At 49.9% G+C, this 14,085-nt stretch carries 12 protein-coding genes; all 12 read right to left on the reverse strand.

Going from position 1 to position 14,085, the window contains the following annotated elements; all coding sequences use genetic code 11:
* Positions 1 to 3 precede the first annotated feature (3 nt).
* The 12 genes from ACN0S4_RS00690 to lepA all read right to left on the reverse strand — a co-directional run bounded on the left by ACN0S4_RS00690 (position 4) and on the right by lepA (position 13,983).
* The gene (locus ACN0S4_RS00690) at positions 4 to 639 is read right to left on the reverse strand and encodes a hypothetical protein (protein WP_417655833.1); all 636 of its coding nucleotides are present in this window, start codon (positions 637 to 639) and stop codon (positions 4 to 6) included.
* Positions 640 to 698: 59 nt separating this feature from the next.
* The gene (eno, locus tag ACN0S4_RS00695; RefSeq protein ID WP_417655834.1) at positions 699 to 1,991 is read right to left on the reverse strand and encodes a phosphopyruvate hydratase; all 1,293 of its coding nucleotides are present in this window, start codon (positions 1,989 to 1,991) and stop codon (positions 699 to 701) included.
* Positions 1,992 to 2,026: 35 nt separating this feature from the next.
* The gene (locus ACN0S4_RS00700) at positions 2,027 to 3,664 is read right to left on the reverse strand and encodes a CTP synthase (RefSeq protein WP_417655835.1); all 1,638 of its coding nucleotides are present in this window, start codon (positions 3,662 to 3,664) and stop codon (positions 2,027 to 2,029) included.
* A 92-nt stretch (positions 3,665 to 3,756) separates the two neighbouring features.
* Positions 3,757 to 4,608 carry a nucleoside triphosphate pyrophosphohydrolase gene (gene mazG, locus ACN0S4_RS00705; RefSeq protein ID WP_417655836.1) on the reverse strand — a complete coding sequence of 284 codons (852 nt, stop codon included), beginning with the start codon at positions 4,606 to 4,608 and terminating at the stop codon, positions 3,757 to 3,759.
* Positions 4,589 to 6,787, reverse strand: coding sequence for a GTP diphosphokinase (gene relA, locus ACN0S4_RS00710; protein ID WP_417655837.1), 2,199 nt, complete (start codon positions 6,785 to 6,787; stop codon positions 4,589 to 4,591). Before relA ends, mazG begins: the two co-directional genes overlap by 20 nt.
* Positions 6,788 to 6,789: 2 nt before the next feature.
* Positions 6,790 to 8,151: a 23S rRNA (uracil(1939)-C(5))-methyltransferase RlmD gene (rlmD, locus tag ACN0S4_RS00715; RefSeq protein WP_417655838.1), complete on the reverse strand. Its 1,362-nt coding sequence runs from the start codon at positions 8,149 to 8,151 to the stop codon at positions 6,790 to 6,792.
* Positions 8,151 to 8,915, reverse strand: coding sequence for a pyridoxine 5'-phosphate synthase (gene pdxJ / locus ACN0S4_RS00720; RefSeq protein WP_417655839.1), 765 nt, complete (start codon positions 8,913 to 8,915; stop codon positions 8,151 to 8,153). The genes rlmD and pdxJ overlap by 1 nt, the downstream gene beginning before the upstream one ends.
* Positions 8,905 to 9,612 (reverse strand): DNA repair protein RecO, encoded by a 708-nt coding sequence (gene recO / locus ACN0S4_RS00725; protein WP_417655840.1) that lies wholly within the window; start codon positions 9,610 to 9,612, stop codon positions 8,905 to 8,907. Before recO ends, pdxJ begins: the two co-directional genes overlap by 11 nt.
* 2 nt (positions 9,613 to 9,614) lie before the next feature.
* Entirely contained in the window at positions 9,615 to 10,544 is a 930-nt protein-coding gene (gene era, locus ACN0S4_RS00730) for a GTPase Era (RefSeq protein WP_417655841.1), read from the reverse strand.
* The gene (rnc, locus tag ACN0S4_RS00735; RefSeq protein WP_169929918.1) at positions 10,541 to 11,236 is read right to left on the reverse strand and encodes a ribonuclease III; all 696 of its coding nucleotides are present in this window, start codon (positions 11,234 to 11,236) and stop codon (positions 10,541 to 10,543) included. Before rnc ends, era begins: the two co-directional genes overlap by 4 nt.
* A gap of 2 nt (positions 11,237 to 11,238) precedes the next feature.
* The gene (lepB, locus tag ACN0S4_RS00740) at positions 11,239 to 12,168 is read right to left on the reverse strand and encodes a signal peptidase I (protein ID WP_417655842.1); all 930 of its coding nucleotides are present in this window, start codon (positions 12,166 to 12,168) and stop codon (positions 11,239 to 11,241) included.
* Between the two features lie 3 nt (positions 12,169 to 12,171).
* Positions 12,172 to 13,983 carry a translation elongation factor 4 gene (gene lepA / locus ACN0S4_RS00745; protein ID WP_417655843.1) on the reverse strand — a complete coding sequence of 604 codons (1,812 nt, stop codon included), beginning with the start codon at positions 13,981 to 13,983 and terminating at the stop codon, positions 12,172 to 12,174.
* Positions 13,984 to 14,085 lie beyond the last annotated feature (102 nt).

Here is a 14,085-nt window from a genome sequence, read left to right on the forward strand (position 1 = left end):
AAACTATTTGTCCCATTTTAGCGTGGTGGCGAGCAATACTTCGCGCAGACTTAAGGTGCGTGGTTCCGTTCTACCTTTGTGATTCCATTGATGACCACATAAGGCTGGTGTGAGCGATTGGCTATCGGGTCGTGCCAATTGCCAATGTTGATAACCTTGGTCATCAACCTCAAGCGACTTACCGTCAAAATCGAACCAACCAAATTGATTCAAATGCACGCGCTGCTTCGCAAAATCAATGCGGTCGATCGAATCCAATACCACCCGTTGTTGAGTTTGATTGAAGTCGTAAACCACCGTCACCACACCCAATCGAGCGCCTTTCAAGAGCCACGCTTGGAGCTTTTTACGTTGGGTTTCGGTGAAATTCAACCGTGCTTTCTGCGGTGCCTGCCAACTGGCATTTTGCTGATCCAATTCCAACGGAAACGACTGCTCGAGCATACCTCGAGCAGCTTGTTGAACATAGTATGGGACACTTTTTAAGCGGCGTTGCAAACTCACAGTAGAGGCAACATTGAGTTGTGATAAAACGAGCAATTCCCGTTCATAGAGCGCTGTGCATAGCTCAGCAAAACCACCCTGCTTGGTCAGCGGTTGAAAAATATCGCCTTGACTCATCATTGTGGTCGGATTCATTGCCCGTCTCGTTACCTTTGTTGCTCTAACCGAGCTGCCTTACGGACGTTGTCGCTTTGTTACTTTGCATTCACTTCTGAGCGACCACGATAAGGCGCCGCACCTTGCAGCTTTTCCTCAATTCGCAACAATTGATTGTACTTAGCCACACGGTCTGAGCGACACAGCGAGCCAGTTTTAATTTGTCCAGCCGCGGTGCCAACAGCTAAATCAGCAATGGTTGCATCTTCGGTCTCACCACTGCGATGGGAAATCACAGCGGTAAAGCCCGCCTCGCGCGCCATACGAATGGCTGCAAGGGTTTCTGAGAGACTACCAATTTGATTAAATTTAATCAAAATTGAATTGCCAATGCCCTGCTCGATACCACGCTTCAGTATGGCGGTATTGGTCACGAACAAATCGTCACCGACCAACTGCACTTGTGCCCCTAACCGTTCCGTCAGAATCTTCCAACCATCCCAATCACTCTCATCCAATCCATCTTCAATAGAAATGATTGGATAACGCTGGCACAAGCCGCCGAGATAATCCGCAAATTCTGCAGCAGTGAAGTGCTTGCCTTCACCCGTTAGGTGGTACTTGCCATCGCGATAGAACTCAGATGCGGCGCAATCTAACGCCAACGTCACGTCCGCACCCATGCGATAACCAGATTGTTCAACCGCTTCTACAATCACGGCCAAGGCTTCTTCATTCGATGCGAGATTCGGCGCAAAACCACCTTCATCACCCACCGCTGTGCTCAAACCACGTTTTTGCAGAACTTTTTTCAGTGCATGGAAAATCTCAGCACCCATCCGTAACCCTTCACGGAAGCTCTTGGCGCCAACGGGCTGAATCATAAACTCTTGGATATCAACATTGTTATCCGCGTGCTCACCACCGTTCAAAATATTCATCATTGGCAATGGCATGCTGTACTGACCTGCAGTACCGTTCAATTCGGCAATGTGTTCAAACAACTCCATGCCTTTGCTCGCAGCAGCCGCCTTCGCGGTAGCCAAAGAAACCGCGAGAATGGCATTCGCGCCCAAGCTTTCTTTGTTGGCCGTACCATCCAATTGAATCATTACAGCGTCAATATTGGCTTGGTCGGTTGCATCTAAACCCTGCAACGCTGGCGCAATGCGGTCCACAATGTTTGCGACTGCCGTCTCAACACCCTTACCGAGGTAACGGGCTGGATCACCATCACGCAACTCTAATGCTTCACGCGAACCTGTTGAGGCGCCACTTGGCGCTGCAGCGCGGCCCCAATGACCGTCACTCAAATAAACATCCGCCTCAACGGTTGGATTGCCCCGTGAATCCATAATCTCACGGGCTTTGATGCTTTGAATAGTTGCCATAACTCTGTCTTACTCCTTAAACGACGACGCGCACTTTAGCCGCGTCGTTGCTTCTTATACACACCAGCGGCCTCAATAAAGCCACGGAATAAAGGATGTCCATCACGCGGGGTAGAGGTAAATTCAGGATGGAATTGAGCCGCTACAAACCATGGGTGCTCAGGAATTTCAATCACTTCTACCAATCGCTTATCGAACGACCAACCGGAGATTTTCAAACCTGCGGCTTCCAGTCGCTCAATATAGGTACCATTGACCTCATAACGATGCCGGTGCCGTTCACGAATTTCGTCTTCACCATAGAGCTCATGAGCACGTGTACCCTGCTCAAGATGACAAGGCTGCGCGCCTAAGCGCATCGTGCCGCCCAGATCAGAGTTCTGGTCGCGCAGCTCTTTTTGCCCTTTTTCATCCATCCACTCGTTGATCAAACCGACCACTGGATGATCTGTTTTCGGATTAAACTCAGAGCTATTCGCACCGGTTAGCATGGCGATGTTGCGCGCGTACTCAATCAACGCAACTTGCATACCCAAGCAAATACCCAAATAAGGTATTTTCTGCTCACGAGCATACTGCGCTGCTAGGATCTTTCCTTCAATACCACGTTCACCAAATCCACCAGGTACCAGAATGGCATCAACGTCAGCCAGTTTCGCCAAACCTTTCGTTTCCAGATCTTGCGCATCAATGTAACGAATATTGACGGTTAACCGATTCTTCAAACCAGCATGGGCCAACGCCTCATTCACTGATTTATAAGCATCTGGAAGCTCAATATATTTGCCGACGAAACCAACTGTGACTTCACCGCTGGGGTTCGACTCTTGATAGAGAACCTGTTCCCACTCGCTTAGATTCGCCTCGGGGCGATCAAGTCGGAAACGACTGACAACGATTTCGTCGAGGCCTTGTGATTTCAGAATCGCTGGGATTTTGTAGATGCTATCGACATCTTTCAAACCGATGACTGCACGCTCTTCAACGTTGGTAAACAACGCAATTTTTGAACGCTCATTACCTGGTAACGCGCGGTCAGACCGGCAAATCAAAATGTCCGGCTGAATACCAATCGAGCGCAATTCTTTCACAGAATGCTGCGTTGGCTTCGTTTTCACTTCACCCGCGGCGCCGAGGAATGGCACCAGCGTCAAATGCATAAATAGCGTGCGATCACGGCCGACTTCAGTCCCGAGTTGGCGGATGGCTTCTAAAAAGGGTTGTGACTCGATGTCACCCACAGTACCGCCGATTTCGACAATCGCGATATCAAACCCGTCGCCGCCGTCAACAATGCGCCGTTTGATTTCATTAGTAATGTGCGGAATGACCTGAATAGTCGCACCGAGGAATTCACCTTTTCGTTCACGGCGAATAATGTCTTCGTAGACACGTCCAGCGGTAAAGTTATTCTTGCGCGACATCCGCGTGCGGATAAAGCGCTCGTAATGACCAAGGTCGAGGTCAGTTTCAGCACCATCTTCGGTGACAAAAACTTCACCGTGCTGAATGGGACTCATAGTCCCTGGATCGACGTTGATATAGGGGTCGAGTTTGAGGATCGTAACCTTGAGGCCACGTGCTTCGAGAATTGCCGCCAATGAAGCTGCAGCAATACCTTTACCCAGCGAGGATACTACTCCGCCGGTGACGAAAATATAGTTAGTTGTCATGTGAGACCTAAGTCGTCAGGTTGATTCGGGAATTGCTTTAAGACGGGAAAATAGTATACCCGAGGCATTGCGATCCGACAATCAAAACTGCGTTATTCGTCTTGTTTTACTTTTTGCCAGTAGCGTTCTAATTCGGTCAGATTCAAATCAGACGGTGCTTGACCAACAGCCGCGAGCTCACGTTCAATGGCTTGAAAGCGTTGCTGAAATTTTTGATTGGTGCGCCGCAGAGCCTGCTCTGGATGAACCTGAACATGGCGAGCTAAATTGATCACAGCAAATAATAGGTCGCCGATTTCGCCCTCTAATGCTTCCTGATCACGGTTCGTAAGTTCTACTTCTACTTCGTCCAGCTCTTCGCGAATCTTCGCGACCACCGGTTCGGTAGAATCCCAATCAAAACCAACACTAGCGGCACGTTTCTGCAGTTTCAAGGCGCGTAACAAACTCGGTAATTGTTCAGGAATATTGGCAAAAACTGTCGATTCGGTCGCTTGCGACTGCTGTTTTTCTGCGCGTTCTTCTTGTTTGATCGCTTCCCACCGCGTCTTGATCTCAGCTTGACTCGGGCGCGCTTCGTGAGCGCCCAGTGGGCTACCATCGGCATGGAATACGTGCGGATGACGACGAATCAACTTCGTTGCCGTTTGCATCGCCACATCGTCAAAATCAAAATGACCAGACTCTTCCGTCAAGCGCGTGTAAAACACAACCTGAAACAGGAGATCACCAAGCTCATCCTTGATTTCTGGATAGTGACCATCGGTGAGCGCCTGTGCCACTTCATAGGTTTCTTCAATGGTATACGGAATCAAACTCGTTAACGTCTGTTCCAAGTCCCAGGGACAGCCCGTTTCAGGATGACGAAGGTGTTCCATCACACGCACTAATGCCGCGACCCCAGGAAACTCTGCTGAGCTTGATTTATTGCTTCGTTCGGTCAACGCGATGTACCCCTTTCACCTGCTGTAAGCGCCCTAAAATCCGCGTCAACGCCTCATTTGAATCAACAATGAGACCCAGTGCAATTCGTGCTTGTTGGCTCAGCGAGTCCAACTGCGAATCCAATTGCACAACGGCTGCCTTTTCGTGCGCCAAAATACTGGTAATATCATGCAGCAAGCCCGTTCTATCATTCGCATCGATGGTTAAATCAACGCGATAATTACCACTTTCACGGGCGCTCCAACGCACCGCTAAACCCCGTTCTGGATGTTGTTCGAGAATATGTTCCAACTGTTCACAATCAGCTCGATGCACCGAGACTCCGCGGCCTTGCGTCACAAAGCCCATGATAGGTTCACCGGGCAAGGGTTGGCAGCACTTCGCAAACTGCACTAACAAGTTACCGATGCCTTCCACGGTGACATCACTTTGTTTGCCGGCCTTCCCTGACTTCGCTGCTGGTTTAGCGCGAGCGGTGAGTCGCTCTAAGCGCTCTGCCGAGGCGCTTGCTGAAGTCTGCGGACGTAATTGATTCACTACTTGATGCAAGCGGACGTCACCGGCACCAATCGCAGCCAGCAAGTCATCGAGATGCTGCATGTTAAAGCGCTCGAGCACCTGCTCCGCTTGTCCCACGGGCACATTAATTTTGGCGAGTTCCGCTTCTAAGCTTTCTTTACCGGCGGCAATATTCTTGTCACGATCGAGCTTCTTGAAGTAGGTTTGCACCTTGCTGCGCGCCCGCGCGGTGTTTAAATAGCCTAGACTCGTATTTAGCCAGTCTCGCCGTGGTTGGGCCGATTTCTGAGTCAGGATCTCAATTTTCTCGCCATTCTGGAGCTGATAAGTAAATGGGACAATGCGCCCGTCTACCTTCGCACCGATACAACGATTGCCCACTTGTGAGTGGATGTAATAGGCAAAATCAAGTGGTGTGGCACCCGCCGGCAAGTCAATCACTTCGCCCTTGGGCGTAAACACATAGACGCGGTCTTCAAATACTTGTGAACGAATTTCAGCCACTAACTCATCGTTCTCGGCCATATCTTCTTGCCACGCCAGCAATTTACGTAGCCATGCTATCTTTTCCTCAAATCCATGCCCTTTGCCCGCAGTTGAGCCTTCTTTGTATAACCAATGCGCTGCAACACCGAGCTCTGCATCATCATGCATGGTCTGGGTGCGGATCTGAATTTCAATGTGCTTCCCTGCCGGACCGGCCACCACCGTATGAATCGACTGGTAACCATTCGCTTTGGGTGTGGCAATATAGTCGTCAAATTCAGATGCAATATGCCGGAATAAGCTATGCACGACGCCCAGCGCCGCATAACAATCTTTTAGGCTGCGGGTAATAATACGGACGGCTCGAATATCGTATAACTGATCGAATCCAAGATGCTTTTTCTGCATCTTTCGCCAAATTGAATAGATATGTTTCGGGCGGCCATAGATGTCGGCTTCAACACCCTCGTCCAGCAGTCGAGTTTGCACTTGTTGTACAAAGTCTTGAATGTAGGTTTCACGGTCGACACGGCGCTCGTGTAACTGTTGCGCAATGGCCTTGTAGGTTTCTGGATTCAAATAGCGGAAGGCAAGATCCTCTAGCTCCCACTTGAGTTGGCCAATACCCAGGCGATTGGCTAACGGCGCGTATATTTCTTGGCATTCTTTGGCGGCTAAAACGCGGGTTTCTTCATCCAGACTTTTCACTTCGCGCAGGAAGCAAACACGTTCAGCAAGTTTAATCAGTACTGCGCGAACATCGGCCACCATCGCCAATAGCATGCGCCGCACATTATCAATTTGAGCCGTGTTGGGTTTGCCGTGCTGAAAGTGCTGCAGCTCACTAATGGTCTGCATTTGCTGAACGGCTTGGATCAAGTGGACGATAGGCCCGCTGGTTTGCTCTTCAACTGCGTCTAATTGAATGACACCGGCTTCTAATGCCGGTTCAAACAGGGCGGCTACCAATGAATCATGATCAAGATTCAATGTGCCTAATATTTCCACCATCTCCTGCCCTTTTAAGAGCAAGCCAGGTCGCTTTTTACAGTGTTGGGTGAGCCAATCCGAATGCGCTTTGATGGCTTCTGCGCGCGCACTAGCAGGCACTGCAGCTAACCAATTCCCATGTTGCTGCGGCTTATCGACATGGGTACTTCTGACCAACACCACGGTTACGACTCCCGTTCAAACCAAACGATAGTCTCAATGTGATGGGTCTGCGGAAACATGTCAACCACTTGTGCCTGCTTGATGCGATAACCATGCTCATGCAAGTAACCTGCATCACGCGCTAGCGTATCTGGCGCACAAGAAACATAAATAATACGAGGTATTTCTCGCTTCGCCAACATGGTAACAGCATGTTGGGCACCGCTCCGCGCCGGATCTAATAATGCCTTGGTGTAGCGAGGCTCGGCAGCGGGTAGCGTTATCTGCGGCTGATTTAAATTGGCTTGTATGGCAGTCCCATTGTGGCCATGACCCAAAGCTTCGGTGAGATTCGCTTGCAAGCGCTCAACCATGCGTCCCACCCCTTCAACTGCGGTGAGTTTCGCACCGGTTGCGGCAATCGGAATACTGAAGTTGCCGGTGCCAGCATAAAGTTCGAGAATAGCATCCTCTGGACGTGGATCTAACCAACGGAGTGCTTGTTGAACCATGCCTTCGCTGATTGCGGCGTTCGCTTGAATAAAGTCGCCTGGTGCATAGGGCAATTCATACTGCTGCTGTTTCGCTGGCGTATCAATCGCCGTTGAATAACGCGGCAATGTCGGCGCACCTGCAATAGGCAGTGACTCGCCATTATCAAGCTGAAACCATAAAGCAACGCTGTGAGTATCGGCAAATGCTTCCAGCAAGAAGCGATCATCATCACTCAATGCGCTTATTTGCCAATCACTCAAACGCAAGACCACCACCGGCGCTGACGCAGCGTATAATTCAATATGCCCGAGCCAACGCAACAGAGTGAGTTTCGGCAGCAGTGTCTGCAACGGAACCAGGAGTTGATTTAACACTGGCTCCAGGACCATACAGTCATGAATAGCGACAATATCTTTACTTTGTTTCGCTCGAAAACCGAGTTTTAACGTTTGGCGCTTGGCGTTCCAGTACACCGCCAAACGGCTGCGACGGCGATAACCGAACGCCTCGCCAGCGAGCGGCGGCAGCCATGATTCGGGTTGGGTACCAGCAAACTTTTGCAGTAGCTCATCAACCACTTGCTGCTTGTGGCTGCGTTGCTGGCTGAGCTCGAGGTGCTGCAAGTCACAGCCACCACACTGCTGATAGAACGCACAGGGCGGTTCCACTCGTTGCTCAGAGGGCGTCACAATTTGAATCAAACGCGCAGTGTACTTACCATCATTTTGATACCGAATACTATCGCCTGGGAGCGCACCATCAATGAAACGGGTGCCCTGCGGTGTGCGCACCACACCGCGACCTTGATGATCAAGCCCAACTACAGGAGTCGGGGCACTGCTTTTTGCGGGCGGTTGACGACGCTTCGCTTGCCGATAAATCTGTGCCATTAGCCCTGCTTCAGAAGTGCCTGTTGGCGTGCGGATACCATCAATGCTTTCATATCGCGCACAGCACGATCAAGCCCTACTAATACGGCACGAGCAATGATGGCATGACCGATATTTAACTCCACTAATTCAGGAATCGCGGCAATAGGGGCTGTGTTGTGATAGTGCAAACCGTGTCCGGCATTGACCTGCAAGCCTGCCGAATGCGCGTATTGAATACCTTCTATTAAGGTTGCCAGTGCCTGTTGTTGCGCTTTCTCAGACCCTTGTTCTGCGTAATGTCCGGTGTGAATTTCGATAATCGGCGCGCCACAGTCGAGTGCAGCATCAATTTGTTCGCGCTGGGCATCAATAAATAGTGACGTTTCAATACCGGCGTCAGCTAACCGTTCGACTGCTGCTCTAATTTTGTCGCGTTGCCCGGCAACATCTAAGCCGCCTTCTGTAGTCAGTTCCTCGCGTTTTTCTGGAACCAGACACACATACGCAGGTTTAATGCGACAGGCTATGGCCAGCATCTCATCCGTGACTGCCATTTCTAGATTCATCCGCGTTTGCAGGGTGTCCGCGAGCATCTCAACGTCACGGTCACGAATATGCCGTCTGTCTTCTCGCAAATGAATCGTAATTCCGTCCGCACCCGCCTGTTCTGCCAGTGCAGCAGCAGTAACAGGGTCGGGATAAGACACGCCCCGCGCATTACGAACTGTCGCTACATGGTCAATATTCACACCCAACAGAATGGGATAATGTTCAGGTATCATGTGTTGTATCCTTGACCGATTTAGTTTGCCCTTGAAATAGCGAGCGAGAACGCAGTGGCTGGCTGCCCAAATACGGTTGTAAAGCGGCTCGCATGATATGTTTCATCAGCCGCAATAACCGCTCATCGCTCACTTCAAAATCATGAATCTTCAACAAATCGACTCCGTCGAAGGCGCCCTGCAATGACTCAACAAAACCATATTCCGCTCGAAAATCGTAGCGCTTCAACGGTTCGATAGCAGCCCCAGATTCAGCATCATGAAGCCAGTCAAACGCATGTCCAGAATGCTGTAACAACTGCCATTCGAAACGCCGCAACAACGGTTCTACATGCTCAGCTTCTTGCAGCAACTGCAACGATTCTTGATAGTCGTCGAACAATGCATCGTTTGCTTGGTATGGGGTCGTAAGCCGCTGTATGAGCTCATTCAGATAAAAACCGCTATAGAGTTGTCGGCCCGCCAATTGCAAAGCTCCGGCAGAACTCTCTGCATGCGTGAGTGTTTGGAGGTCATGGCGGCCACGAGTTTCGATCGTTAACGGAACAAACGGCTGAAGAATACTACGCCAAGGACTCTTGGGACGTTTTGCGCCTTTGGCGACCACCCGCATACGGCCTTGTGTACGGCTATAGAGCTCAACAATGAGACTCGTTTCCTGATAAGGCCACCGATGCAAAACAAAGGCCGCCTCCACAGCTATTCCTCGCCGTATCCGAGACTACGCAGTGCTCGCTCGTCATCCGCCCAACCTGACTTCACTTTCACCCAGAGCTGTAAATGAACTTTACTGCCAATGAGCGGCTCTAGATCACGTCGCGCTTCACTACCGATCGTTTTTAGCTTACTTCCACCGGCACCAATGACCATGCGTTTTTGGCCTTCTCGCTCAACCAAAATCAAGGCATGAATATGCGTGGTCCCATTCGGGGCCGTTTTAAATTGTTCGATTTCAACCGTAGCGCTATAGGGCAGCTCATCACCAGTAAAACGCATCAGCTTTTCCCGAATAATTTCTGCTGTCATGAAACGCAGCGAACGATCGGTTACATAGTCTTCAGGGTAATGATGGGCGCCAGGCTTTGCATATTTGTGCACGATTGTACGCAACGCCTCAACTTGCTCACCGGTTTCCGCGGACAACGGAATAATTTCTGCAAAATCATGTCGCTGCGCCAATTGCTGTAATTGCGGCAACAAGGCACCTTTGTCTTTGGCTAAATCAATCTTATTCACAACCAAAATCACCGGCCGCTGAGTGCGCTTCAAAGTGGTTAGCACCAGTTCGTCGTCGGGTGTCCACTTGGTCGCCTCAACCACAAATAAAATGACTTCGACGCCACTGATCGAGCTGGTTGCCGCGCGATTCATGAGTCGATTCATGGCACGCTTTTCTTCCTGATGTAGGCCCGGTGTGTCCACGTACACAATTTGTCGTGAGCCTTCCGTTTCAATACCCAAAATGCGATGGCGCGTGGTTTGTGGCTTACTGGAAGTGATGCTGATTTTTTGACCCAACAGTTGATTCAATAAGGTCGATTTACCCACATTCGGGCGACCGACAATGGCAACAAATGCCGACTCTTGATCTGGATCTGACATCTCAGCTAATAGGTTTTCAATATTCATTTCGATAGCTCCAAGTCCAATTTTTCGAGGACTTGCTGTGCAGCGGCTTGTTCAGCTTTGCGCCGACTGGTTCCGGTACCCATAACAGGCTTGTCGATGCCTGCAACAGTACAAGAAACGGTAAATTGTTGGTTGTGTGCTTGCCCTTGCGTGCTTACCACTTGATAGTCAGGTAAGGGTTGTTGGCGCCCTTGCAGATATTCTTGTAGCCGCGTTTTTGGGTCTTTGTGCGTTGCACCCGGTTGAATCGTCGCTAGTTTGTCAGCAAACCACCCCAGCACTACCGGACGACAGGTTGGCAAGTCACTTTCCAGATACATGGCACCTAAGAGCGCTTCAATACCATCGGCTAAAATCGACTCACGCCGATTCCCACCACTTTTCATTTCACCGGGACCTAACACGAGAAACTTCCCGAGTTCAAAGCGCTGCGCAACTTTGGCAAGCGATCGACCACAAACCAAGGTTGCACGCATGCGGCTTAAATCACCTTCGTCTATGCGTGGAAACCGCTCGAACAACGCTTCGCTGATAATAATACTCAGCACCGCATCACCAAGGAACTCAAGACGTTCATTGTGCGTCGCAGAAGCACTGCGATGCGTTAGTGCGCGCTGTAAACGTTCACGGTTCTGAAATTGGTAACCGAAAACACGTTCTAACTGTTCTACTGGAGGCTTCGGAATACTCAAAATTACTCCACAGTTCCCAAACGATGCCAACGAATACCTGTTGGGATCCAGCTGGGCAGGAATCGATTAGAGCTCTGATCAAACTCAAAACTCATCCAAATAAATACGGCGCGGCCGACTAAGTTCTCTTCTGGAACAAAACCCCAATAGCGGCTGTCCTCGGAATTATCACGATTGTCACCCATCGCAAAATAATGCCCTTCAGGGACAATCCACTCATCGACTGCTGTTGCTCTATCCGGTTGCTGATAATAATAGCTCACGCGCGGGGAAACGCTCGGGTCAATGAGAATATCGTGGGTCACATCACCGAGTTGCTCGCTATAACGCTCGAGCGGTCGAGAACCGTTGAAGTACACTTCTTCTTGGGGCTCGATGTTTTTCGCAACCACTTGAATTTGCGGGCACTCTTGTTGCCCATCGACGCACGCAGGCTCGAGATACAAAGTTTTATTGCGATAAATAATACGGTCACCCGGAACACCGACGATGCGTTTGATGAAATCAACGGACGGTTGTGGTGGGAATTTAAACACCGCAATATCACCGCGCTCGGCTTGTCCCACTTCAATCAGCTCATGTCGCCAAATCGGATCACGCAGACTGTAGGCAAACTTTTCCACCAAAATAAAGTCGCCATCGAGCATCGTCGGCATCATTGACGCCGACGGAATTCGAAAAGGCTCGTATAAGAAACTGCGCAAAATCAGAATCACAAAGAGGATCGGAAACACCGACTGACAGAACTCGGCGACTCGTCCTTGCGGTGCAATTCGCTGTTGCGCATCTTCACTTAAAGTTTCTTGCAAGCGTTCTTCTTCTGCCGTGATCTTGGCTTGTCGTTGCGGTTTGTTCACCCGCGCGTCATACCACCAAATCAATCCTGCCAAGATGGTCACGACCGTCAGCAGAATAGAATAGATATTTGCCATGCGCTATTTCCCTACTTTTAACACTGCAAGAAACGCCTCTTGAGGCACCTCGACATTGCCGAGTTGCTTCATCCGTTTCTTCCCTTCTTTTTGTTTTTGTAACAATTTCTTCTTCCGGCTTACATCGCCACCATAACACTTCGCGATAACGTTTTTCCGCAATTGCTTCACTGTCGAGCGAGCAATAACATGGGTTCCAATAACCGCTTGAATCGCAATATCGAACATTTGTCGTGGGATCAGTTCGCGCATCTTCTCGACCAATTCACGGCCACGTCCCTGCGAATGATCACGGTGAGTAATCATAGCGAGCGCATCGACGCGTTCTTGGTTGATCAGGATATCAACGCGCACCATATCCGCTTCTTGGAAGCGTTTAAAATGGTAATCCAACGACGCATATCCGCGACTCGTTGATTTGAGTCGGTCAAAGAAGTCCATAACGACTTCAGCCATTGGTAATTCATAAGTGATAGCCACTTGCTTGCCGTGGTACAGCATTTTGGTTTGAACACCACGCTTATCCACACACAATGTAATGACATTACCCAGATATTCCTGTGGCACCAAAATATTAGCCTCTACAATGGGCTCATAAATGGTTTCGATATCATTCACAGGAGGCAGATTGGATGGATTATCGACCATCACTTCCTTGCCATCTTTGCGCACGACTTTATACACAACCGTCGGCGCCGTCGTAATCAGGTCAATATCATATTCACGTTCCAGTCGCTCTTGGATAATTTCCATGTGCAACATACCCAAGAATCCACAGCGGAAGCCGAAGCCTAGTGCCGACGAATTCTCTGGCTCATAAAATAATGACGCATCATTCAACGATAATTTGCCGAGTGCATCTCGGAAGCTTTCATAGTCTTCCGACGAAATCGGAAACATCCCCGCGTAGACCTGCGGTTTTACTTTCTTGAAACCCGGTAACGGTTGTTCCGCCGGCGATTTTGCTAACGTCAGCGTATCCCCTACTGGCGCTCCCAAGATTTCTTTGATGCCAGCAATCACAAAGCCTACCTCGCCACAGCGGAGAATGCCGGACTCGGTCGCTTTGGGTGAAAAGAAGCCGACTTTATCAATTTGATACACTTGCCCTGTCGACATGACTTTCATCTTATCGCCAGCACGCAAAGTACCATTCTTGACGCGAACCAAGGACACCACACCTTGGTAGTTATCGAACCACGAATCAATAATCAGTGCCTGCACAGGTGCGTCCGGATCACCTTGTGGTGGTGGTATTTGGCGAACAATGCGTTCCAGCACATCATCAATACCAATACCGGTTTTTGCGGAACACTGCACCGCATCGATGGCTTCGATTCCAACAATGTCCTCAATTTCTTCTGCAACCCGCATCGGATCGGCCTGTGGCAAGTCGATTTTATTGAGAATCGGCACCACTTCCAAATCCATGTCCAGAGCGGTGTAACAGTTCGCTAGAGTTTGTGCTTCCACACCCTGCGCCGCATCAACGACTAACAACGCCCCCTCACAACCGGCTAAACTGCGCGATACCTCATAGGAAAAGTCCACGTGTCCCGGTGTATCGATAAAGTTTAACTGATAAGTTTCGCCGTCTTTCGCCGTGTAATGCAACGTCACACTTTGGGCTTTGATCGTGATACCACGTTCACGTTCCAAGTCCATGGAGTCCAACACCTGTTCTGCCATCTCACGCGCAGTCAGACCGCCGCAATGTTGAATCAGTCGGTCAGACAGAGTCGACTTGCCGTGGTCAATGTGCGCGATGATAGAAAAGTTACGAATATTCGTTTGCTTGAACGCCTGTGCGGGCATTAATGCACCTCAACAACTGATTAATTTGCAAGAAATAGAAGAATGCGCCGATCATACTGATTATGACGCCAGGAACAAAGGAATTTCGGGAGATTTGCGTCT

It is taken from the genome of Pseudidiomarina aestuarii (assembly GCF_048263735.1).
Classification (GTDB): domain Bacteria; phylum Pseudomonadota; class Gammaproteobacteria; order Enterobacterales; family Alteromonadaceae; genus Pseudidiomarina; species Pseudidiomarina aestuarii_B.

Bases quoted from the DNA above. Each gene is read 5' to 3' on its own strand.
- pdxJ (WP_417655839.1), bottom strand. From the start codon at position 8,915: ATGATACCTGAACATTATCCCATTCTGTTGGGTGTGAATATTGACCAT.
- lepB (WP_417655842.1), bottom strand. From the start codon at position 12,168: ATGGCAAATATCTATTCTATTCTGCTGACGGTCGTGACCATCTTGGCA.
- ACN0S4_RS00690 (WP_417655833.1), bottom strand. From the start codon at position 639: ATGAATCCGACCACAATGATGAGTCAAGGCGATATTTTTCAACCGCTG.
- ACN0S4_RS00700 (WP_417655835.1), bottom strand. From the start codon at position 3,664: ATGACAACTAACTATATTTTCGTCACCGGCGGAGTAGTATCCTCGCTG.
- era (WP_417655841.1), bottom strand. From the start codon at position 10,544: ATGAATATTGAAAACCTATTAGCTGAGATGTCAGATCCAGATCAAGAG.
- rlmD (WP_417655838.1), bottom strand. From the start codon at position 8,151: ATGGCACAGATTTATCGGCAAGCGAAGCGTCGTCAACCGCCCGCAAAA.
- eno (WP_417655834.1), bottom strand. From the start codon at position 1,991: ATGGCAACTATTCAAAGCATCAAAGCCCGTGAGATTATGGATTCACGG.
- lepA (WP_417655843.1), bottom strand. From the start codon at position 13,983: ATGCCCGCACAGGCGTTCAAGCAAACGAATATTCGTAACTTTTCTATC.